Raw genomic sequence first — 20,623 nt, forward strand, 5'->3', positions numbered from 1 at the left:
TTCGCCGCAGGCGCGGCCAAAGTTACGGCACGTAGCGGCGCAGGCGTCTAGCGGCGAACTCGCGGAAGTAGGACAACTTCTCCGGCGGCACGAGGGCCGGGAGCAGGAAGTACCACGCCCGCTCCATCCGGACCGCCATCTGGTCGATGGATTCGGTGCCGACCGCGATGATGTGCACGCCCGCGGCCATCTCCTGCCAGAGCAGGCCGATGACCTCCGCGTCCAGGTCGGCGATCAGGTCGCCCTGGGCGATGGCTCGCTCGGCGAGCAGCCGGTAGGTGTCGCCCCAGTTCTTGGCGATGTTGTCGCCTTGGGCGCCGCGGTAGTCGCCGATCTGGTGGGTCAGCTTCAGCATGGCGCCGACCATTGGGTCGTTCATCGATAGATCGGCGACGACGTAGGTGATGCCGATGCACGCTTCCAGCGCGGGCACCCGGGGATCGAAGAAGCCCTGACACGAGCTGGTCAGTCGCTCGTTGCCCTGGTCGACCACGGCGCGCGCCAGCTCTTCCTTCGAGCCGAAGTGAAAATACAAGGCGCCCTTGGTCACATTGGACTGCGCGATGATCTCGCTCAGGCTCGCATTCGCATATCCCAAGCGCAGAAAGACATCGGCCGCGCCTGCCAGGACGGAGTCGCGGGTGATCTCCGCGCGCGCTTGCCTAGCCATCAGATCCGCCTGTCATCCTAAAACCAGCCATCCTGAAGTAGACCGACATCCCGAAGTTGACCGACTTACCGCCCGAACAGCACCCAAAGGATGGGTGAACCGTACCACCAGGCGCGCGCCCGGCAGCCAATTCGAGCATTCGGCAAGACCCGCCGCGCAATTTGCTGGTTAACAATCCGGGTCACTCACCTGCGCCCGCGCGCCACTCCGAACTCAATTGCGGCTCGGCCTCCAGATGGCTCAGCCCGTTCCAGCACAGGTTCACCAAGTGTGCCGCCACAACCTCTTTCGAGGGTTGACGCTCGTCGAGCCACCAGGTCGCGGCGGTGGCGACCTGGCCGACGAGCGCCTGCGCGTAGAGGGTGGACAGACTGGTGTCGAACCCGCGACGCGCGAAATCTTCGGCCAGGATGTGCGCCACCTGATTGGTCGCCTCGTTGAGCAAACTGGAGTACCTGCCCTCCGCCGCCGCGGCGGGCTGATCGCGCACCAGAATTCGAAACCCGTCGGTTCGTTCCTCGATGTAGGTCAGCAGCGCCAGCGCGACCTGTTCGAGCCGGATACGCGATCGGTTCTGCGTGAGCGAGGAGGTGATCATGTCGAGCAGCATCGACATCTCGCGGTCGACGACGACCGCGTACAACCCCTCCTTGCCGCCGAAGTGTTCGTACACCACGGGTTTGGAGACCTGGGCGCGTTGCGCGATCTCCTCGATGGAGGTCGCGTCGTAGCCGCGTTCGGCGAACAGCGCGCGCCCGATCTCGATCAGCTGCTGACGCCGCTGGGTGCCGGTCATCCGCGGCCGGGACACTCGATGCGACTCACCCGAAGACACCCCTGCTCCTCCGCCCTCTCCGCGTTGTTCCCGGTCGTGAGTGCCTCGGCGGTTCCCTCCGACCGACGGTCGCATGCCGGGCGGGTCGCGGGCGAGCCCGGCGAGTTGCCCTCGTGCGTGTCGAGCCGGCCGTCGCACCGGGGCTCCGACGCACGACACCGACATTCGGATACCACTGTCCCAGACCGGCCGGGTATCCACCCGCCCGACCCACCGGTCCGCCTCTGGCGTGTCTCCGGCCGTCCCGGCTCCGCCCTGGTACGGCCGGAATACGCGGACAGGCGGGCAGAACAATTCGCGGGGAGGCGGCCGAGTATGCGAGGATTCATCCCGTGCCGTGGCACAGCGGCGGGGGTGTTCGCCAACCGCCGGTGTGGCAATCCGCCGTGGTGTAATGGCAGCACATCTGATTTTGGTTCAGAGAGTTCAGGTTCGAGTCCTGGCGGCGGAGCTCGAGAGCACGATGCCCTATCGTTGGCCCGCAGATCGCTGACCAAGCACGACGATGCCCCGCACGAGGACAGGCAGCCGAGGGAGATCCATGCCACAGCAGACCGCCGTCGTCGTTCTCGCAGCCGGTGCCGGGACGCGAATGCGGTCGAAGACCCCCAAGGTCCTGCATTCGCTCGCCGGTCGGAGCATGCTCGCGCACGCGCTGCATGCGGCGAACGAGATCGACCCCGCGTACCTCATCACCGTGGTGGGGCACGACCGCGAACAAGTCGGCGCCGCGGTGACCGCGGTAGCCGGCGAGCTGGGCCGGGAGATCACCCCGGCGATCCAGGAGCAGCAGCTCGGCACCGGGCACGCGGTGCAGTGCGCGCTGGCCGCCCTGCCGGTCGGATTCACCGGTGACGTACTGGTCACTTCCGCGGACGTGCCGCTGCTGGACGGGCACACCCTGGCCGCGCTGCTCGACGAGCACCGCAGCTACGCCGAACGCCCCGCGGTCACCGTGCTGACCTTCGTTCCGCCGGACCCGAACGGCTACGGCCGCATCGTGCGCGACGCGGACGGCCAGCTGGCCGAGATCGTCGAGCATGCCGACGCCACCCCGGAGCAAGCCGCGATCACCGAGGTGAACTCCGGTGTGTACGCGTTCGACGCGGCGGTGCTGCGCACCATGATCAGCAGGCTGTCCACCGCCAACGCCCAGCACGAGCTGTACCTCACCGACGTGCTGCGCCTGGCCCGCGAGGCCGGTCACCCGGTGCACGGCGCACGCCTGGTCGACGCGGCCAAGGTCACCGGCGTCAACGACCGGGTGCAACTGGCCTCGGCGGCGCACACGCTCAACCGTTACATCCTGGAGCGCCACATGCGCGCGGGCGTCACGATCATGGATCCCTCCTCGACCTGGGTCGACGCCGGCGTGCGCATCGGAAGGGACGCCGTGCTGCGCCCCGGCGTGCAACTGATCGGCAACACAGTCGTCGGCGAGGACGCCGAGATCGGGCCGGACAGCACGCTCACCGATGTCGTCGTGGGCGACGGCGCCCGGGTGATCCGCACCCACGGCGAGGGAGCCACCATCGGCCCGAAAGCGACCATCGGCCCGTTCAGCTACCTGCGGCCCGGCACCGTCGTGGGCGACGCGGGCAAACTCGGCGCTTTCGTCGAGACCAAGAACGCCTCGATCGGCGCGCATTCGAAGGTCCCGCACCTGACCTACGTCGGCGACGCCACCATCGGGGAGCACAGCAACATCGGTGCGTCCAGCGTCTTCGTCAACTACGACGGGGTGACCAAGCATCACACCGTGGTCGGGTCGCACGTACGCACCGGCAGCGACACCATGTTCGTCGCGCCGGTGACGGTGGGTGACGGCGCCTATACGGCGGCGGGTACTGTACTGCGCAGAAACGTTCCGCCCGGAGCTCTCGCGGTCTCCGGCGGGCCGCAGAAGAACATCGAGGGCTGGGTACAGCGACACCGTCCGGGGACGGACGCGGCCCGCGCGGCGGCGGAAGCCATCGCGGCCAAGGAGATGTCGGGTCAGGCAATAGAGCAAAAGGATGGCAATCAGCAGTGACCGCGTCATGGATCGATAACCAGAAGAACCTCATGCTCTTCTCGGGACGCGCTCATCCTGAGCTGGCCGAGCAAGTCGCCAAGGAACTCGACGTCCACGTCACGCCGCAGATCGCGCGGGACTTCGCCAACGGCGAGATCTTCGTCCGGTTCGAGGAGTCGGTCCGCGGTTCCGACGCCTTCGTCCTGCAGAGCTTCCCCGCGCCGCTGAACCAGTGGCTGATGGAGCAGCTCATCATGATCGACGCGCTCAAGCGCGGCTCGGCCAAGCGGATCACCGCGGTGCTGCCGTTCTACCCGTACGCCCGCCAGGACAAGAAGCACCGCGGCCGCGAGCCCATCTCGGCCCGCCTGGTCGCGGATCTGCTGAAGACCGCGGGTGCGGACCGGATCATCACCGTCGACCTGCACACCGACCAGATCCAGGGCTTCTTCGACGGCCCCGTGGACCACATGCACGCCCAAGTGCAGCTGGCGGAGTACATCCGCAACAACTACAGCCTCGAGCACATCACCGTCGTCTCCCCGGACTCCGGCCGCGTGCGCGTCGCCGAGAAGTGGGCCGACTCGCTGGGCGGCTCGCCGCTGGCCTTCATCCACAAGACCCGCGACCCGCTGGTGCCCAACCAGGTGAAGTCCAACCGTGTGGTCGGCGAGGTCGAGGGCCGCACCTGCATCCTGATCGACGACATGATCGACACCGGCGGCACCATCGCGGGAGCGGTCAAGGTGCTCGAGGAGGCCGGCGCGGGTGACGTGGTCATCGCCGCGACCCACGGCGTGCTGAGCGCGCCCGCCGCCGAGCGCCTCGCCAACTGCGGCGCCAAGGAGGTCGTGGTGACCAACACCCTGCCGCTGGCGGAAGAGAAGAAGTTCCCGCAGCTCACCGTGCTCTCCATCGCGCCGCTGCTGGCCCGCACCATCCGCGAGGTCTTCGAAAACGGCTCGGTCACCGGCCTTTTCAACGGCAACGCCTAAGCCTCACACCCCGGAAACGGCGGCTCGGACTCCGGTCCGGGCCGCCGTTTCCGTGTTCGCGTTAGCCACGGCGATCGGTGGGGATACTGAGAGTATGGACCGTGACCCGTTGGAGACCGAGATGGGGGATGACGACCAGGAGGACGAGATCCGCCAGTATCAGCGCAATATCGAGGATCCGCCCGACGACCTGCGCATCCGCTACCACGAGGACGAGGACGATGGCAGGCTCGGCATCGGTGACGAGCTGGATCAGGAGTGGACGCCGCAAGACGGTCGCACCGAGGACGACGAGGCGGACGACCGGTCCGCCGAGGTGGCCGCGATCGAGATCGTCGACGACGAAGACCTCTGAGCCGGGCGCCGCCCCGACGCGCCGTGCTGTAGCAATCGGCTATGACGATGCGTGCACCGTGGTAGGCATAGGTTGCGTGACCGGGACGACACGAGGAGGGTGCGATGAGCACGCCGAAGGATCCGGACCACACGGACGACGAGCGGCGGGAGCCGGAGGCACCGTCGTTGTCGAAGCAGACCGGTGAGACCTCCGGTGACGAGCCTGCTCAGCCACTGACCGGCGCCGCCCCGGCACAGACCGGCACACCACCCACCGAGCACGATCGGGCCGCCGCGCGACCACCGGAAAGCGAGCCTGGCCCGGCGGACCAATGGTGGCAGTCGGGCGGCACGCCGCCCGCGGGCCCGCTGGGCGGTCAGTGGGGCGCGGAACCCAGCGGTCAACCGGCCGAACCTCAGCCTTGGGGCGCCGACGGGCCGGGCGGCCAGCAGTCCTGGGGCGCCGAGCCCGCCGCGCCGGGGCCACCGCTGTCGGGTTCCGCGCCCCAGCCTCCGACCGACGAGGAGACGCGACGGTTCGCGCCGGACGACCACGCGCAATACGGTTCGGGCGGACAACCGCCCTACCCGCCGTACGGACAGCCCACCGACGCCGGGCATCCGTATCCGCCGAGCGGGCAACCTCAGTACCCGGCGGGCGGAGGGTACGACCAACCGGCGGCCGGACCGCAGTACGGCTACCCGTTCTACCCGCAGGAGGGGTACGAGCCCTACGGCACGCCGCCGAGGCAGCCGGGTAGCCAGGTGTACTCGATCATCGGGTTCGTCTGCGCGGTGACCGCGGTGCTGTTCTGCCCGATCTTGTTCGGTCCGGCCGGGATAATCCTGGGGATCGTCGGGCACAACAAGGGCGAATCGCTCGGCAAATGGGCAGCGATCGCGGCGGCCGTCGGGATGGTCATCGGCTTCATCGTGGGATTCGCCGTGTTCGGCGGAGACTTCACGACGTAGATTTCCGGTATGGGTTCCTTCGGTGACACCAGCGCGGCGGGTGTGCGAGCATGACCGGATTCACGGGTTTCCCGCTGGCCGGGCTGGACTTCTACGAAGACTTGGAGGCCGACAACTCCAAGGCCTTCTGGACCGCGCACAAGAGTATTTACGACGAGTCGGTGCTCACACCCATGAAGGCGCTCGTGGCCGAGCTGGAGCCGGATTTCGGTGCGGCGAAGATCTTCCGGCCCTATCGGGACGTGCGATTCGCCAAGGACAAGACGCCGTACAAGACCGCGCAGGGCGCGGTGGTGCGCGCCGCGCCGGGCGTCGGCTGGTACGTCCAGATCAACGCCGCGGGCCTGTTCGTCGGCGGCGGCTTCTACCAGGGCTCGCCCGATCAGCTCGCGCAACTGCGCGCCACCATCGACGACGAGGTGCGCGGCCGCGAACTGGCGGCGATCCTCGCGAAACTCGCCGACGCGGGTTTCACCATCGGCGGCGAGAAGCTGAAGACCAAACCCAAGGGCTACGACGCCGACCACCCGCGCATCGACCTGCTGCGGCACAAATCCATCACGTGCGGCAAGGAATTCGGCGCACCCGGCTGGCTGGACACGCCGCGCACGGCGAAGGAGGTCCGCGCCGCGTGGGAAACGATGCGGCCGCTGGTCGAGTGGCTCGCGGCGGTGATCGGCGGCGCGCCCTCCCGGTGACCGCCGCCGACGGGAGCCCCGGTCAGCGCCGTCCGGCGAGGATCAGTGCGAAGCGATCGTCCGGATCGGTCCACACGTGCCCGGTGGCGAAGCCCGCGGCGGCGAGCTCGGCGTCGAGCCCCTCGACCCGGAACTTCGCGGAGATCTCGGTGCGCATCTGTTCGCCGCGGCCGAAACGCACGGTGAGGCCGAGGTCACCGACCGTGACGGTCATGTCCTCGCTCGCCTCCAGCCGCATCTCGATCCACTCCTGCGCCGCGTCCCAGACCGCGATGTGCCGGAACTTCTCCGGCGCGAAGTCGGCGCGCAGGCGAGCGTTCAACACGTGCAGCACATTCCGGTTGAACTCGGCGGTGACGCCTGCCGCGTCGTCGTAGGCGGGCACGAGCACCGCCGGGTCGGTGACCAGCCCCGCGCCGAGCAGCAGTTGCTCACCCGGCTCGAGCACCGCGTGGATCCTGGCGAGGAATTCGGCCCTCTCCTCGGGGATGAGGTTGCCGATGGTGCCGCCGAGGAAGGCGATCATCCGGCGTCCGCCGCGCGGGAGGTTGTCCAGGGTGTCGGTGAAGTCGCTGACCACACCGTGCACGCCGAGACCCGGGAACTCGGCCGCGACCTCGTCGGCCGCCGCTCGCAGCGCCGCGGACGAAACATCCTGCGGTACATACGTCTTCAAGGGTCCACGGGCGCTGAGGGCGGTGAGCAGCAGGCGGGTCTTGGCCGCCGATCCGGCGCCCAGTTCGACCAGCACCTCGGCCTGGGCGGCGTCGGCGATCTCGTCGACCACCCGCTCGAGCAGCGCGCGCTCGGTGCGCGTCGGGTAGTACTCGGGCAGTTCGGTGATCCGCTCGAAGAGTTCGCTGCCCTTGGCGTCGTAGAACCATTTGGGCGGCAGCCATTTCGGCGTCGCGGTCAGGCCCTGCGTGGCGTCCGAGCGGAGCGCCGTGTTCAGGTCGTCTTCGGTGAGGTGGATGTCCAGCGTGGCTGCGGTCATGGCGCGGGCCTTTCGGGTCAGAGGAGGGCGTCGACGGACAGCGCGCCGGGCCTGGCGCTCACCAGGCTGCGGTCCGGGATCGACCGCCAGCGCGGGTCGTCGTCGAAGGGTTCGGAGGACACGAGCGCGAAATCGTCGGTGACCAGCACCGACAACGAATGGTGGCAGGTGGTCGCCCACAGTTGCGCGCCGTCGGAGAGCAGAAGATTCAGACGTGCTTCCGGCGCCCGGTCGAGGATCGCGGACACCAGCAGCCGCAGTGCCGCCGGAGCCGCGGACCATTCGCCGTCCGGTGCGCCGGTCGCCAGCAGATCGCACAGCAGTACCCACAGCGTGGCCGCGTCGGTGGCGGATTCCGCCTCCAGCAACCGCGCGGGGGTGAACAGATCCTCGGCGCCGAGTTCGGCCGCGATGAGCGCGAACTCGTCGGCCACACCGGTCAGTGTGCGCCGCCAGTCCGGCACCACACCGTTGTGACTGAACGCCCAGCGGTCACGGGTGAACGGCGCGCACGCGGACCGTTCGACCGGCATGCCGACCGTCGCCGACCGCACCGCTGCGAGCACGGCGGCGGACTCCAGCTGCGGAAGCACCTCGTCCACGGCCGGGTCGGTCCAGATCGGCGCCGCGTTGCGGTAACAGCTGGCGGTGACCGTGTCGTCCGCTCCGACGCGCCACCAGGCGACGCCGAACCCGTCGGCGTTGATGGTGCCGCCGTGGCGCATGTCGCGCGGCGCCCACGCCTGTGTGCGCAGCGAATGGGAGCCGAGGGTCACCATGTCGCCTACCCGCACCGGCGGGCCGATGTAACCCAGGTGTCTACACATCCGCACCCGCCGAAGCCACCTTCGACCGGTGCGGTCCACGCACCGCGTGACCACGGGCCGGCCACCGTCCGGAATGACAGGCGTCGCTCACTCGCCTTCTCCCGGGCCCAGATCCCGCGCCAGGCGGAACCCGGCGAAGATCTGGCGACGGATGGGATGGTCCCAGTTTCGGAAGGTGCTGCGGCAGGCCACCGGATCGGTGCCGAAGGAGCCGCCGCGCAGCACACGGTAATCACCGCCGAAGAACACCTCGGAGTACTCCCGGTACGGGAACACGCGGAAGCCCGGGTACGGCTCGAAACCCGAAGCGGTCCATTCCCACACGTCACCGATCAGCTGGTGCACGCCCGCGCCAGACGCGCCGGCCGGATACGCGCCGACCTCGGCGGGTTCCAGATGCCGCTGCCCCAGGTTCGCGGTGGTCGCGTCGGGATCGGCGTCGCCCCACGGGAATCGGCGCGACGCGCCGGTGGCCGGATCGAACCTGGCCGCCTTCTCCCACTCCGCTTCCGTAGGAAGGCGCTTACCCGCCCAGTTCGCATATGCCTCGGCCTCGAACCAGCACACGTGCACGACCGGCTGCCGCGGCCGCAGCGGGGTCATCACCCCGAATACCCGCCGCCACCAGCGCCCGGACGGATCGCGCTCCCAGAATTGCGGCGCGACGAGACCTGCCTCGGTGCGATGCGCCCAGCCGCGCTCGGACCAGAGTTCGGGCCGCTGGTAGCCTCCGTCGTCGACGAAAGCCAGGTATTGCTCGTTGGTCACCGGCGCGGCGTCGATCGCGAAGCCCGGCAACCGGACCCGATGGGCGGGGCGCTCGTTGTCCAGCGCCCACGCGTCGGTCGAGGTGCCCATGGTGAATTCGCCCGCGGGGACCACGACTTCCCCGCTGACCGGCGCCGCGGCGGCGGGTGCGGCCGCCGCGGCGAGCACGGGGGCGCCTGCGCGCAGCTGATGGGTGGCCAGCATGGTCTCGTCGTGCTGCTGCTCGTGCTGGGCGATCATGCCGAACGCGAACCCGTCATCGATCAGCGGCCGACCTCGCAGGTCGCAGCGCTCCAGCACATCCCAGACCTTGTCGCGCACGGCGCCGACGTAGTCGCGGGCCTGGCCGGGATCGAGCAAAGGCAGTTCGGGCCGGTTCGCGCGGGCGTGTTTGAAGGCGTCGTAGAGCTCGTCGATGTCGGCGCGCACCGCGGCGCGTCCGCCGACGTCGCGCACGAGCCAGAGTTCTTCCTGGTTGCCGATGTGCGCGAGGTCCCAGACGAGTGGGCTCATCAGTCGTGAATGCTGGGCTACCAGTTCGGCTTCGTCGAGGCAGTCGGTGAGGGTGAGGGTGCGTTGCCGGGCGCGCGTGAGCACATCGGCGATCCGGTCGCGGAGCTGTTCGGTACCGGCGTGGTCGGTGAAGGCGGGATGGGAAGTTGTCACGGGAAACGTCTCCGGGATTCGTGCTGATCGGCGTCTGCGCTGCTGCGCGACTCGGTGCGGTCGACCGGGTCGCTGTCGGGGAAATGCGGTCGGCTGCTGGTCACAGGGCTGTCTCCGTGGGCTCCGGGCTGTGCTCGGTGTCGTCCTCGGTCGGAGTGCGACCGTGGCGACATCGTTTCGCGGCCGATTCCACGGCGCGGGCCGCGTCGTCGGTGGCGGTGTGCTCGGCCGCCAGGCGTAGCAGGGCGACCGCCGCGGCCCGGATATCCGGATCGGCCAATCCGTAGCGGGCGGCATCGACCCAGCGGCCGGCCAGCGGCGCGGCGATCGAGCCGGCCTCCGCGACCACCGCCGGGCTGGACATGAGCGCGTCGATCACGTGCACCGGGACGGTCCACGCGTCGCCGGGCTGGGCGTCGATGTAGCGGACCTCCAGGTGGCCCGAGGCGCGCACCGGCGGGAACAGCGTGGTCAGGTGATAGTCGAGGTCGCTGATGCCGGGGCGGCGGCCGACCTCGTCGTCCAGCGCGCCGCACAGCCAGTCGGCGAAGGTCGCACCGGGCGGTGCGGACCATTCCGCGCAGTCGCCGTTACCGCGCTCGGCGCCGCCGTCCGGTCGGCGCACGCACAGCAGCGGCACGTCCAGCGCCCATCTGCCGTACGCGGCGATCGGGTCGGCCCAGTCCAGCACCGGCGGGCGGGTGCGCGTGTTGTCCAGCCGCAACCAGGCCCGCATGCGCTGGGACGCCCATGTTCCCGGCGGCGCGCCACGCAGGGCGGGTGAACAGGCGAAGGCGGCCAGCAGCGCCGGGCCGACGGCGTACAGGGCGCTCCAGCGCGCGGTGACGTCCGCGCGGTCTGCCCCTGCGTCGACGCTGACCTGGGTGGCCGCGGTATTGCACATCATCAGTTTGCCGAACGGCCCGATGCCGCCGAAGGAGCGCTCCATCGCGCGATAGCGCGGCAGCTGAAGCAAGCGTTTGGGGCGGCGGTCCGGGTCAGCGGCGACGGAAACGGTGCGGATGGACCGGGATTCGAGAAGTTTCCGCAACATGCGGGCATCATCACGCAGCCGATCACACAGCTGCGCGGCAGCTCCGTAGGGAGCGCTGGAGAGTTCGATCTGACCGCCGGGTTCCAGAGTGACCCGGCTGCCCCCGGGCAAGGCGAGCGCCGGCGAATCGGGGGCGATGGACCGTGGTGCGTACGGTCCGAGTGCATCCGCCAAGGCGGACAGCTGGGGGCGCGGAGCGGCCGAAGGACCCGACGCCGAACACTCACCCTGCACCGTGAGCCATTCGAGTTCGGCGCCGATCAGCGCCGGTGGCCCGAGCTTGAAACACACCCCCCCGATATATGCTTCCGCCGCCGCGCGGGAGGACAGTTCTCCCTGCTCGGTGGCACACCCGGCCGACTCAGGACTCTCGAGCGTGACCGCCATGCCAACCTCCAGTGGGCTCCGGGACGTAGTCCGCTGCTCTTCGGTTATCGCCATTCTGGGCGGTGGTATTCCACTCCCCGGCCGAATTTCGCGTGCGGCGATCCATCCAGCGTAGCGACGCAGGCCGACAAGAAACCGACATGAAGCCGAACAATCCACCCGATAAGGTCGGCTCCATGCTGGATGACGATCGCGTACGAGCCGACACTCCCGGATGCGCTCCGGGGCCCGGACCGGGACCCGTTTTCCTCGACAGCGCCGGATCGTCGCTGCCCCCTCGGGTCGTCACCGACACCGTCGTCGCGCATCTGCACAGGGAAGCCGAGATCGGCGGCTATCGCGCCGCGAACGAACGGCTCGGCGATCTGGCCGACGTCAAGACCGCGATCGGCGCGCTGATCAACGCCGCACCCGAGAGCATCGCCCTCAGCGACAGCGCCACGCGCTCCTGGGCGGACTTCTTCTACTCGGTACCGCTCGCCGCGGGCGATCGAATCCTGGTCTCCGAGGCGGACTACGCCAGCAACGCCATCGCCGCCCTGCAACGGGCCCGCGCCACCGGCGCCACGGTGGAGAAGATTCCCAGCGACGGCACCGGGCAGATCGACTTGGACGCGTTGTCGGCGCTGATCGACGAACGGGTCAAGCTGGTGTCGGTGCTGCACGCGCCGACCAACGGCGGGCTGGTGAACCCGGCCGCCGAGGCGACGCGGATCGCGCACTCGGTCGGCGCGCTGGTGCTGCTGGACGCCTGTCAGTCCGCCGGACAGCTGCCCCTGGACGTGGCCGAACTCGGCGTCGACGCCTTGTCGGCCACCGGTCGCAAGTGGCTGCGCGGCCCGCGCGGCACCGGTTTTCTCTACCTGCGGCCGGAGTTGGCGCGCTCGATGGAACCCGCCCGGCTCGACCTGCACGGCGCGCAATGGACCGGCCCGCACGACTACCGGCTCGCGCCCGATGCCAGCCGCTTCGAGTTCTGGGAATGCGACGTCGCGGGCCGGCTCGGCCTGGGCGCTGCCGTGCGATACCTGCTCGAACTGGGCCCGGAAGACGTCTACGCCGCGATCGCGGCCCGCGCCGAACACCTGCGCAAGGCGCTGCCGGAGATTCCCGGGGTGACCGTGCGCGACCTCGGTCTCCGGCACAGCGGCATCGTCTCGTTCACCGTCGACGGCGTCGACTCCGTCGAGGTGCGCGACCGGCTGCTGGCGCAGGACATCACGGTCACGGTCAGCCACGCCGGTTCGACCCTGCTGGATATGACCGGCCGTGGCCTCGCCTCCGTCGTGCGCGCCTCGCCGCACTGCTTCGTCGGCTTCGACGAGCTCGATCGCTTCTTGGCCGCGGTGGCGGAACTGCGCGCTTGAGCCGCGAGCGCCCCGCAACACTCAGGCCAGATGGACCGCGAGCGCCCTGGCCACCAGAGCATCGACGTCGGCGCCCGGGGCGACCAGACGCAGGCTGCGATTGGCCTGCGCGGTGGCGATGCCGTGCAGATTCGTCCACAGGGTGATCGCGCGGTCGCGTGGATCGGTCGTGCCCGCCGCCGCGCCGACCAGCTCGGCGAACCGCGCGAACAGCGGCAGGGTGACCGACCGCAGATTCTCGCCGGAGCCTTCGAGCAGATCGTGCCGGAACATCAGGGTGAACATCTCGGGCCGCCGCGCGGCGAACTCGATGTATTCGGCGCTCATCCGCCCGAGACGGTCGCGCGCGGCCTCGGTGTCCACCGCTGTGAACCGGTCGGCGAGGTCTGCGAACCCCCGCGCGGCAATCGCGGCCAGCAGTGCCCGGTGGGTCGGGAAGTAGCGCCGTGGCGCACCGTGTGAGACGCCAGCCGCCCGGGTGATCGCCCGCAACCCCAGGTGCGCGGCGCCCACCTCTTCGAGCAGATCGACGCCGACGTCGACCAGTCGATCTCGCAGCGTCTCGCTCTCGGCCATGCGGACATTGTCTACGGCTGCCACGACAGAACCACACTCCCGCACATAGACACTGTCTACGCAATGCGGTAGACAATGTCTACGCGCTCGTCTACGGAGGTCTTCATGTGGTACTCGCTGTTCAAGTACGTGCTGCTCGGTCCGCTGCTGCGGCTGCTCGGCAGGCCGGATGTCGCGGGGCTGGACAACATCCCGCGCACCGGGCCGGTGATCATCGCGGCCAATCACCTCGCCGTGATCGACTCGCTCTACCTCGCGCTGGTCGTGCCCCGGCGCGTGACGTTCCTGGCGAAACAGGAGTACTTCACCGGGAAGGGCCTGCGCGGCCGTTTCAATCGGTGGTTCTACTCGGCCTCCGGACAGGTGCCGGTCGACCGGACAGGCGGCGACGCGGCCGCGGGCGCACTGGCGGCGGCCACCCGTATCCTGGAAGCAGGCGGGGTCTGGGCGATCCATCCCGAGGGCACCCGCTCACCGGATGGCCGGGTCTACCGCGGCCGCACCGGCACCTTGCGGGTCGCCATGGCCACCGGCGCGCCGGTCGTTGCGGTGACGCTCTCCGGCACCGACCGGGTGAACCCACGCGGCAGTCGTCTGCCGCGATTCGGCAAAGTGCGCATCGAGTTCGGGGCGCCGCGCCGCTACCCGCCCGCCGAGCAGCGCCACATGGTGCGCGCCGCTACCGACGAGCTGATGCGCGAGCTCGCCGCGCGCTCGGGCCGGTGCTATGTCGATCGCTACGCGGCCACCTTCTCGTCGCTGTGACCTGGGCCCCCGGAAAAGGGGTTAACGCCGCCCCGCGATGGCGGGATAGTGGGGGGAGGCCGGTTCCCGGCGACAGCTGGTGGTTAGGAGATGAACGTTGAGCAGGTTCACCGACGAAATGTATGCCACGGCGCGAACCTCCGAGCGCGGACTGGTGACCGGCGAGCCCAGCGCCCCGCTGCGGCGCACCTGGGCCGAAATCCACCGGATCGCCCGGCGCATGGCGGGCGGGCTGGCCGAAGCGGGCATCGGGCACGGCGACGCGGTCGGCGTGCTCGCGGGCATGCCGGTCGACATCGCCCCGGCCTGCCAGGCCGTCTGGATGCGCGGCGCGTCGATCACCATGCTGCACCAGCCGACCCCGCGCACCGATCTGGTGGTCTGGGCGCGCGACACCGAGACCGTGCTGACCATGATCGAAGCGCGCGCGGTCGTGCTGGGCGCGCCGTTCGAGGCGGCCGAGCCGCTGCTGCGCGAACGCGGCATCACCGTGGTGCGCATCGATCAACTGCCCGACGGTCCCGACACCGACCCGGTGCCCACCGCCGAGGGCGATATCGCCTTGCAGCAGTTGACCTCCGGTTCCACCGGCTCCCCCAAAGCGGTCCGGATCACGCACGAGAACTTCTTCGTCAACGCCCACGCCATGTTCGACCGGGTGAAATTCCAGCTCGACGACGACGTGATGGTCAGCTGGCTGCCCCTGTTCCACGACATGGGCATGGTCGGGTTCCTCAGCGTCCCTATGCAATTCGGCGCCGAAGTGGTGTGCGTGACGCCGCTGGACTTCCTCACCAGGCCGCTGGTGTGGGCCGAGCTGATCAGCAAGTACCGCGGAACCGTCACCGCCGCGCCGAATTTCGCGTATTCGCTGCTTGCCCGGCGGCTGCGGCAGGCCGACGACGGCGCGTTCGACCTCAGCAGCGTGCGCTACATGTGGAACGGCGCCGAACCGGTGGACCCGGACACCATGGACGCCTTGGCCGCCGCCGGGAAACGATTCGGGCTCAACCCGATGGCGCTCACCCCGGTCTACGGCATGGCCGAGACCACGCTCGCCGTGTCGATCCCCGACGCCGGTCACGGACAGGTGCTCGACGTGATCGATGCCGATCTGCTCGAAGCGATCGGCAAGGCGGTGCCGGTGCCGGAGGAGCACGGCCAGCCCGCCAACATCCGCAGATTGCCCACCCTCGGCTATCTGGTCGACCATCTGGAGGGCCGGATCGTCGACAGCGAACGTCAGCCGCTGCCTACTCGGTCGGTGGGCGTGATCGAATTGCGCGGTCCCGCGGTCACTTCCGGGTATGTGACGGTGGACGGATTCCAACCGGCCCAGGACGACGAGGGCTGGCTGGACACCGGCGACATCGGCTACTTCACCGACGAGGGGCTGATCGTGGTGTGCGGCCGGATGAAGGACGTGATCATCATGGGCGGCCGCAACATCTACCCCACCGACATCGAGCGCGCCGCGACCAGGGTGAGCGGCGTGCGTCCCGGCAACGCGGTGGCGGTGCGCCTGGACGCCGGCCAGAAGCGGGAGAGTTTCGCCGTGGTGGTGGAGAGCGGCAGCCACCAGAACCCCGAGGAGGTCAAGCGCATCGAGCGCGAGATCGTGCATTCGGTGTTCGCGGAGGTAGGGGCCCGGCCACGCACCGTCACCGTGCTCGGCCCCGGCGCACTGCCGAAGACCTCCTCCGGTAAATTGCGCAGGGCCGCGACCGCGATCCATCTGCCGCGCGGATGAGACTGTCCATCCGTCACCGGCGATCGCCGACCGACTTCTCAGCGGTTGCCACGACGAGCAGCACGACGTCCGACGGCTTGGACCGCCGGGAATCGGTCGGCGAAACCGCGCAGTAGCTCGAGTGTTCCAGTCATCGGTTTGCCTGCTGTCAGCTCATCAATCGTCCGATACAAGCGCTCTTCGACCTCGGCGACGCGGGCGGAGAGCCGCTCTCCGGCCGGCGTCAGCGCGAGCGTGACTCGCCTGCGATCGTCCGTCGCGGATTCGCGCTCGACGAGGTCCATGGCGACGAGGCGATCGACCAGCCTGCTGGGACTTCCGCCGGTCTCGCAGACCAAAAGCTCCCCGAGCCCGGCGAGAGTCAGGGGTTGATGATCGGCCAGCACCCGCAGAACTTCGGCCTGCGAGGGAGTCAGCCCGAGAGGCCGCAGTTCCGCGGCGAGCATTCGATTGCCTTCTCGCTGGACAGCCAACACGAGGTAACGCAATTCTTCGGCCGGCCGCATCGAAAGGCTCCTCACAAGTGATTGGGTGTATTGATGCCGTGTAATCGGATCACACGGCACTCGGCGGCGGGGACCGGCCCCGGAAGACAGCGCTCGCCGGTGTCTGCGTCACCTCCCGCCTCGACCGGGTAGTGCCGCGTCGGCGCAGACCATTACCCATCCCTCCGGGTCACGCGGGCGTGTGACTCGGCCGCGTCAGGCGGACATCCTGGAGGAACTCCTCGACGGTCTGCGCGTAGGTTCGCGGATGAGTGAAGCGGAACATGTGTCCGGTGCGGTCCAAGACGACCTCGCGGGCATTTGGGATGCCTTCGCGCAGGATCGTCGCGGCTTCCGGACCGATCAGCACGTCGTGCGAAGGAGTCAAGATCAGCGTCGGCACCGCGACCTGCCCGAGGCGAGCGGTGTAGTCGGCGTTCAATGCCGCGACCGTGCGGGCGCCGAACGAGGAGGCGGGCGTGTTGTCCAGGAAAAGGCGGCGGCTATGGCCTTCACTCCAGGGCACTTGCCCTTCGTTGTCATGCGGGGAGGCCAGATTGTGCGCATGAGCGCGCAGCGTCACCTGCCGGTAGAGCGGACCGCGCATCTTCCCCATCACGCGCATCGCCGCCTTCAGCGCAGGCGACGAGAGGGGATTGGCCGCGAATCCGCCCGACAGCACCAAGCCGTGTAGGCCGTGCGGCCGGCGCACCGCGAGCGCCAAAGCGACATTGGCGCCGAAGGAGTCGCCGATCAGCACGTACTCGTCCAGATCCGCCACTTCGGCGGCGACCGCGTCGGCATAGCTCTCCATGTCCGCCACGCCCTCGGGCAGCCGCATCGTGCGCATGGGCCGACCGGCCAGCGGGGCGAGCTGTTCGAGGTCCCAGGGGGCGCCGGAGAAACAGGGAACGAAAACGAGGGTTGGATTACTCATGGGATTAGATTACATGACATACATGTCGTGTAATCTAATTGGTGAGCGGAGTCACACTCGGGATTCGACACGAGCGAGAATCAATGTTCTGTAATCTGATTACACGTCACGCAATAGTGTATGCTGCGCCCACGGACCGACGCGGTGGACGCCCCATGCGTCCCCATTGATGCGTTGCCGACGCTCGGCCGAACGGAAGCTCTCTCCCCACCGACCGCTGCCATCGAAGCGGCCGCCCGGGTGTTTCGAGCCGAGGATTATCGCGAGGTATCGAAACCTTGCTGCCGAAAAGGGCCGAGAAAGCCCTGAGGACGCCGACGGGCGCGCGGAATCGCCGCGCCATTGCCCCGCTTCGACGAGAGGTGACCCGCTCCAAGCGTCGAAATGCTTGCGAATCAGTGCAATTGATTCTGCGCGGTCTCCAGACCCACGCGCAGCAGCAGCTCCACCGCGTCGGCGGCCTGCTCGACGATCACCGGGACCTCTTTGCGCTCCGGCGCGGAGAACGGCTTCAGCACATAGTCGGCCGGATCCTGGCGGCCCGGCGGGCGGCCGATGCCGATGCGGGTGCGCAGGTAGTCCTTGGTGGTCAGGGCGCTGGAGACGGAGCGGAGACCGTTGTGCCCGCCCTCACCGCCGCCACGCTTGAGCCGGATAGCGCCGAACGGCAGATCGAGTTCGTCGTGCACCACGATCACCTCGGTGGGCGGCACGGAGAAGAACTTCGCCAGCACGGCCACCGGCCGCCCGGACAGGTTCATGAACGACCGTGGCTTCGCGATCAGCACCTGGCGCCCGTCCAGCCGCGCCTGCAGCAGGTCGGCGCCGGATTTCTTGTGCACACCGAAACGGCCGCCGACGCGCTCGGCGAGCACGTCGGCGACCAGGAAACCCACATTGTGCCGGGTGCGCTCGTATTCGGGACCGGGGTTGCCCAGTCCGACGACGAGCGCGGGCCCGGCGGACGGTGCGCTGTTACTCAGCGCTCTCGCCCTCGGCCTCGGCCGTCTCCTCGCCCTCGACGGGCTCGGCGGCCGGGGCGGCGATCACGTTGACGATCAGGGTCTCCGCATCGGCGGCCAGCTCGACGCCCGAGGGCAGCTGCAGCTCGCCGGCGGTGATCTGGGTACCCGCCTCGACGCCCTCGACGGAGACCTCGATGGCCTCGGGCAGCTTCATCGCGTCGGCCAGGACGGAGACGGTGGTGGCTTCCTGGGTAACCAGGGTGCCGGGGGCGGCGTCGCCGGCGACGGTGACGTTCACGTCGGCGGTGACCTTCTCGCCGCGCTTGATGATCAGCAGGTCGGCGTGCTCGATGTAGCGGCGGATCGGGTGCACCACCACGGACTTGGTCAGCGCGAGCTGCTTCTGGCCGTCGATGACGAGGTTCAGCACCGCGTTGGTGCCGTGCTCACGCAGGATGGCGGCGAAGGCCTGGGCGTTCACCGACAGGTGCTGCGGGTCGGCCTGGTGGCCGTACAGCACGGCCGGGACGTTGCCCGCACGACGGGTACGGCGGGCTGCGCCCTTGCCGAACTCGGTACGTACGGATGCTTCGAGAAGGTTGACGTCGGACATGACTGGATCTACTCCTACGGCTCTTCCGGGCTGTCAGTTACACGTCAGGGGTTCCGCACACCTGACGGGGGTGGTCTACTCGTCGGGGCGAAGACCGAACGAGGACGGCCGGAAGCCGAGCCGCGTCGATCACGGTGTCGCAAAACTGGTCTGCGGTCACCCTCGCCGAGACAACCCGAACACCATACCCCAGCGCAGAGACGCTCTTTGAATCGGGTGGTCACCGGCGGTTCGGCTCACGCTCGAGCGAGTCGCGTACGCTGGCGTGGTTGCCGATCGGTCGTCTGCGAAAGGTTGTCTTGCGTTGAGCGCCTCCCCTGAGGGTGTTGTCGCGCCCGCACCCCGCGGGCTGTCCGCCGAGGTAGCCCGCCGGCGCACGTTCGCGGTGATCTCCCACCCCGACGCGGGCAAGTCCACGCTCACCGAGGCACTCGCCCTGCACGCCAGGATGATCTCCGAGGCAGGCGCGATCCACGGCAAGGCCGGGCGCAAGTCCACCGTCTCGGACTGGATGGAGATGGAGAAGGCGCGTGGCATCTCGGTCAGCTCGACCGCGCTGCAGTTCAACTACCGCGCCGCGGGGTCCGAGGTCGACAGCGTCATCAACCTGGTGGACACCCCCGGCCACTCCGATTTCTCCGAGGACACCTACCGGGTACTCACCGCCGTCGACGCCGCGGTGATGCTGATCGACGCCGCCAAGGGCCTGGAGCCGCAGACGCTGAAGCTGTTCCAGGTCTGCCGCCACCGCGGCATCCCGGTGATCACCGTGATCAACAAGTGGGACCGGCCGGGCCGGGCTCCGCTGGAGCTGCTCGACGAGATCGACGAGCGGATCGGCCTCACACCCACCCCGCTGTTCCTCCCGGTCGGTATCGCGGGAGACTTCCGCGGCCTGCTGCGCCGCGGCCCGGACGGCGCGGCGCTGGAATACATCCACTTCACCCGCACCGCGGGCGGCGCGACCATCGCGCCGGAGGAGTCGCTGACTCCGGAGGCCGCCGCGGCGCGCGAAGGCGAGCCGTGGACCACCGCCGCGGAGGAGAGCGAACTGCTCTCGGCCACCGGCCAGGACCACGACCAGGAGTTGTTCCTGGCCGGGCAGACCTCACCGGTCATCTACGCCTCCGCGATGCTGAACTTCGGCGTGCGGCAGCTGCTGGAGACCCTGGTGGCGCTGGCGCCCGCTCCGGGTCCGCGGCGCGATGTCGAGGGCAAGCCCCGCGAGACCGGCGACCCGTTCAGCGCGGTGGTGTTCAAGGTGCAGGCGGGCATGGACGCCGCCCACCGGGACCGGCTCGCGTTCATGCGGATCGTGTCGGGCGAGTTCGAACGCGGCATGGTGGTCACCCACGCGCAGACCGGGCGGCCGTTCGCCACCAAGTACGCGCTGACCGTGTTCGGCCGCGAACGCGCGACCGTCGACACCGCCTACCCCGGTGACGTCGTGGGCCTGGTCAACGCGACGGCGCTGGCTCCAGGGCACACGCTGTTCGTGGACAAGAAGGTGGAGTTCCCGCCGATCCCGTCGTTCGCACCGGAGCATTTCGCCGTGCTGCGGGCCCGTAGCGCGGGCAAGTACAAGCAGTTCCGCAAGGCGATGGACCAGCTCGACTCCGAGGGCGTCGTGCAGGTGCTGCGCAACGACATCCGCGGCGACGCCGCTCCGGTCCTGGCGGCCGTCGGCCCGATGCAGTTCGAAGTGGTGACCGCGCGCATGCTCACGGAGTTCAACGTCGAGACCACGATGGAGCACCTCGGCTACACGCTGGCCCGGCGCACCGATGCCGCGTCGGCGGACGAACTCGGGCGGCAGCGCGGGGTGGAGGTCTTCACTCGCTCAGACGGTGCGCTGCTCGCGCTGTTCAGCGATAAGTGGCGGCTGCAATACATCGAGAAGGAGCACCCGGCGCTCACGTTGGAGCCCCTGGTGGCCACCGCCGACTGAG

General features: G+C 69.0%; 20 protein-coding genes and 1 tRNA gene. 10 read left to right on the plus strand and 11 right to left on the minus strand.

Translation table 11 applies throughout. The features are described from left to right. Positions 1–22 precede the first annotated feature (22 nt). Both NA8_RS23785 and NA8_RS23790 read right to left on the minus strand, forming a co-directional pair. A complete protein-coding gene (locus NA8_RS23785) occupies positions 23–670 on the minus strand; it encodes a TetR family transcriptional regulator (protein ID WP_063052570.1) in 648 nt (215 codons plus the stop codon). 181 nt (positions 671–851) lie between these two features. Next, the gene (locus tag NA8_RS23790; protein WP_063052571.1) at positions 852–1,466 is read right to left on the minus strand and encodes a TetR/AcrR family transcriptional regulator; all 615 of its coding nucleotides are present in this window, start codon (positions 1,464–1,466) and stop codon (positions 852–854) included. Positions 1,467–1,885: 419 nt separating this feature from the next. Here NA8_RS23790 and NA8_RS23795 point away from each other — a divergent pair. From NA8_RS23795 to NA8_RS23820, 6 genes are all read left to right on the plus strand, one after another. Continuing rightward, positions 1,886–1,956: transfer RNA gene (locus NA8_RS23795), tRNA-Gln, on the plus strand. A 90-nt stretch (positions 1,957–2,046) separates the two neighbouring features. Further along, positions 2,047–3,537, plus strand: a complete 1,491-nt coding sequence (gene glmU, locus NA8_RS23800) for a bifunctional UDP-N-acetylglucosamine diphosphorylase/glucosamine-1-phosphate N-acetyltransferase GlmU (RefSeq protein ID WP_063052572.1) — start codon at positions 2,047–2,049, stop codon at positions 3,535–3,537. Continuing rightward, entirely contained in the window at positions 3,534–4,514 is a 981-nt protein-coding gene (locus tag NA8_RS23805; RefSeq protein ID WP_063052573.1) for a ribose-phosphate diphosphokinase, read from the plus strand. The genes glmU and NA8_RS23805 overlap by 4 nt, the downstream gene beginning before the upstream one ends. Positions 4,515–4,608: 94 nt before the next feature. Further along, the gene (locus NA8_RS23810) at positions 4,609–4,869 is read left to right on the plus strand and encodes a hypothetical protein (protein ID WP_063052574.1); all 261 of its coding nucleotides are present in this window, start codon (positions 4,609–4,611) and stop codon (positions 4,867–4,869) included. A 104-nt stretch (positions 4,870–4,973) separates the two neighbouring features. Next, positions 4,974–5,822, plus strand: coding sequence for a DUF4190 domain-containing protein (locus tag NA8_RS34005; protein WP_063052575.1), 849 nt, complete (start codon positions 4,974–4,976; stop codon positions 5,820–5,822). A 50-nt stretch (positions 5,823–5,872) separates the two neighbouring features. Then, entirely contained in the window at positions 5,873–6,520 is a 648-nt protein-coding gene (locus NA8_RS23820) for a DUF2461 domain-containing protein (protein ID WP_063052576.1), read from the plus strand. Between the two features lie 22 nt (positions 6,521–6,542). Here the strand turns inward: NA8_RS23820 and egtD are convergent, their stop codons facing one another. From egtD to egtA, 4 genes are all read right to left on the minus strand, one after another. Next, positions 6,543–7,514 carry an L-histidine N(alpha)-methyltransferase gene (gene egtD / locus NA8_RS23825; RefSeq protein WP_063052577.1) on the minus strand — a complete coding sequence of 324 codons (972 nt, stop codon included), beginning with the start codon at positions 7,512–7,514 and terminating at the stop codon, positions 6,543–6,545. Between the two features lie 17 nt (positions 7,515–7,531). Further along, entirely contained in the window at positions 7,532–8,341 is an 810-nt protein-coding gene (egtC, locus tag NA8_RS23830; protein ID WP_063052578.1) for an ergothioneine biosynthesis protein EgtC, read from the minus strand. An 87-nt stretch (positions 8,342–8,428) separates the two neighbouring features. Continuing rightward, positions 8,429–9,775, minus strand: coding sequence for an ergothioneine biosynthesis protein EgtB (gene egtB, locus NA8_RS23835; RefSeq protein WP_063052579.1), 1,347 nt, complete (start codon positions 9,773–9,775; stop codon positions 8,429–8,431). A 100-nt stretch (positions 9,776–9,875) separates the two neighbouring features. Further along, positions 9,876–11,216: an ergothioneine biosynthesis glutamate--cysteine ligase EgtA gene (gene egtA, locus NA8_RS23840; protein ID WP_063052580.1), complete on the minus strand. Its 1,341-nt coding sequence runs from the start codon at positions 11,214–11,216 to the stop codon at positions 9,876–9,878. Positions 11,217–11,392: 176 nt separating this feature from the next. Here egtA and NA8_RS23845 point away from each other — a divergent pair, with 176 nt between their 5' ends. Beyond that, the gene (locus NA8_RS23845) at positions 11,393–12,583 is read left to right on the plus strand and encodes an aminotransferase class V-fold PLP-dependent enzyme (protein WP_063052627.1); all 1,191 of its coding nucleotides are present in this window, start codon (positions 11,393–11,395) and stop codon (positions 12,581–12,583) included. Between the two features lie 21 nt (positions 12,584–12,604). Here NA8_RS23845 and NA8_RS23850 read toward each other — a convergent pair whose 3' ends face one another. Continuing rightward, positions 12,605–13,159, minus strand: coding sequence for a TetR/AcrR family transcriptional regulator (locus NA8_RS23850; protein ID WP_063052581.1), 555 nt, complete (start codon positions 13,157–13,159; stop codon positions 12,605–12,607). A gap of 105 nt (positions 13,160–13,264) precedes the next feature. Between NA8_RS23850 and NA8_RS23855 the strand changes: the two genes are divergently transcribed. Then, positions 13,265–13,924, plus strand: coding sequence for a lysophospholipid acyltransferase family protein (locus tag NA8_RS23855; RefSeq protein ID WP_063052582.1), 660 nt, complete (start codon positions 13,265–13,267; stop codon positions 13,922–13,924). Positions 13,925–14,021: 97 nt separating this feature from the next. Next, positions 14,022–15,674, plus strand: coding sequence for a fatty acyl-AMP ligase (locus NA8_RS23860; RefSeq protein WP_063052583.1), 1,653 nt, complete (start codon positions 14,022–14,024; stop codon positions 15,672–15,674). A 38-nt stretch (positions 15,675–15,712) separates the two neighbouring features. On the opposite strand, the gene NA8_RS23865 is transcribed toward NA8_RS23860, so the two are convergent. From NA8_RS23865 to NA8_RS23880, 4 genes are all read right to left on the minus strand, one after another. After that, a complete protein-coding gene (locus tag NA8_RS23865; protein WP_063052584.1) occupies positions 15,713–16,180 on the minus strand; it encodes a MarR family winged helix-turn-helix transcriptional regulator in 468 nt (155 codons plus the stop codon). 169 nt (positions 16,181–16,349) lie between these two features. Beyond that, the gene (locus NA8_RS23870; protein ID WP_063052585.1) at positions 16,350–17,096 is read right to left on the minus strand and encodes an alpha/beta fold hydrolase; all 747 of its coding nucleotides are present in this window, start codon (positions 17,094–17,096) and stop codon (positions 16,350–16,352) included. A gap of 395 nt (positions 17,097–17,491) precedes the next feature. Beyond that, on the minus strand, positions 17,492–18,079 hold the full coding sequence (pth, locus tag NA8_RS23875) for an aminoacyl-tRNA hydrolase (protein WP_063052586.1): 588 nt from the start codon (positions 18,077–18,079) through the stop codon (positions 17,492–17,494). Next, positions 18,072–18,674, minus strand: a complete 603-nt coding sequence (locus tag NA8_RS23880) for a 50S ribosomal protein L25/general stress protein Ctc (protein ID WP_063052587.1) — start codon at positions 18,672–18,674, stop codon at positions 18,072–18,074. Before NA8_RS23880 ends, pth begins: the two co-directional genes overlap by 8 nt. 304 nt (positions 18,675–18,978) lie before the next feature. Between NA8_RS23880 and NA8_RS23885 the strand changes: the two genes are divergently transcribed. Continuing rightward, a complete protein-coding gene (locus NA8_RS23885; RefSeq protein ID WP_063052588.1) occupies positions 18,979–20,622 on the plus strand; it encodes a peptide chain release factor 3 in 1,644 nt (547 codons plus the stop codon). The last annotated feature ends 1 nt before the right edge of the window (position 20,623 follow it).

Source organism: Nocardia arthritidis NBRC 100137 (assembly GCF_001612765.1).
Lineage (GTDB): Bacteria > Actinomycetota > Actinomycetes > Mycobacteriales > Mycobacteriaceae > Nocardia > Nocardia arthritidis.

Excerpts from the sequence above, each read along its gene's own strand:
- NA8_RS23845 (WP_063052627.1), top strand. The coding sequence starts at position 11,393 with ATGCTGGATGACGATCGCGTACGAGCCGACACTCCCGGATGCGCTCCG.
- NA8_RS23810 (WP_063052574.1), top strand. The coding sequence starts at position 4,609 with ATGGACCGTGACCCGTTGGAGACCGAGATGGGGGATGACGACCAGGAG.
- NA8_RS23820 (WP_063052576.1), top strand. The coding sequence starts at position 5,873 with ATGACCGGATTCACGGGTTTCCCGCTGGCCGGGCTGGACTTCTACGAA.
- NA8_RS23790 (WP_063052571.1), bottom strand. The coding sequence starts at position 1,466 with ATGACCGGCACCCAGCGGCGTCAGCAGCTGATCGAGATCGGGCGCGCG.
- egtD (WP_063052577.1), bottom strand. The coding sequence starts at position 7,514 with ATGACCGCAGCCACGCTGGACATCCACCTCACCGAAGACGACCTGAAC.
- NA8_RS23865 (WP_063052584.1), bottom strand. The coding sequence starts at position 16,180 with ATGCGGCCGGCCGAAGAATTGCGTTACCTCGTGTTGGCTGTCCAGCGA.
- egtA (WP_063052580.1), bottom strand. The coding sequence starts at position 11,216 with ATGGCGGTCACGCTCGAGAGTCCTGAGTCGGCCGGGTGTGCCACCGAG.
- egtC (WP_063052578.1), bottom strand. The coding sequence starts at position 8,341 with ATGTGTAGACACCTGGGTTACATCGGCCCGCCGGTGCGGGTAGGCGAC.
- NA8_RS23870 (WP_063052585.1), bottom strand. The coding sequence starts at position 17,096 with ATGAGTAATCCAACCCTCGTTTTCGTTCCCTGTTTCTCCGGCGCCCCC.
- NA8_RS23785 (WP_063052570.1), bottom strand. The coding sequence starts at position 670 with ATGGCTAGGCAAGCGCGCGCGGAGATCACCCGCGACTCCGTCCTGGCA.
- NA8_RS23880 (WP_063052587.1), bottom strand. The coding sequence starts at position 18,674 with ATGTCCGACGTCAACCTTCTCGAAGCATCCGTACGTACCGAGTTCGGC.
- NA8_RS23855 (WP_063052582.1), top strand. The coding sequence starts at position 13,265 with ATGTGGTACTCGCTGTTCAAGTACGTGCTGCTCGGTCCGCTGCTGCGG.
- NA8_RS23850 (WP_063052581.1), bottom strand. The coding sequence starts at position 13,159 with ATGGCCGAGAGCGAGACGCTGCGAGATCGACTGGTCGACGTCGGCGTC.
- NA8_RS34005 (WP_063052575.1), top strand. The coding sequence starts at position 4,974 with ATGAGCACGCCGAAGGATCCGGACCACACGGACGACGAGCGGCGGGAG.
- glmU (WP_063052572.1), top strand. The coding sequence starts at position 2,047 with ATGCCACAGCAGACCGCCGTCGTCGTTCTCGCAGCCGGTGCCGGGACG.